Source organism: Chryseobacterium sp. SIMBA_028 (assembly GCF_046535285.1).
In the GTDB taxonomy this organism is placed as follows: domain Bacteria; phylum Bacteroidota; class Bacteroidia; order Flavobacteriales; family Weeksellaceae; genus Chryseobacterium.
In genome coordinates this window covers 1-233 of record NZ_JAWRWZ010000855.1, presented here as the reverse complement: position 1 = coordinate 233, position 233 = coordinate 1, and the positions used below count along the sequence as shown (strand labels likewise).

Sequence of the window (233 nt, the reverse complement as noted above, 5' to 3'; positions counted from 1 at the left end):
AAGGTATAATGCGCTGGAAATTCATGCAAAGGGATATGAATTTGCTATTAAAACACGTCTTATTCATTCTTATGCGAGATCGTCTATTAAAAAGCATTATAAAGATTGGGATACTGAAAACTGGGGTGAACCTATTAATTCATGGGATATGATGGCGACTTACATCGGCTTCAGCCTGGTTTTTCTCCACAGTCTCAAAAAATTAGGCAATACTTTTTCTGAAGATGAAGAAA

1 pseudogene is annotated in these 233 nt (G+C 35.6%); it reads left to right on the top strand.

Annotation, left to right across the window (positions count from 1 at the left end):
- A pseudogene (locus SCA31_RS25615) lies at window positions 1–233 on the top strand (DUF2236 domain-containing protein); the annotation flags it as partial.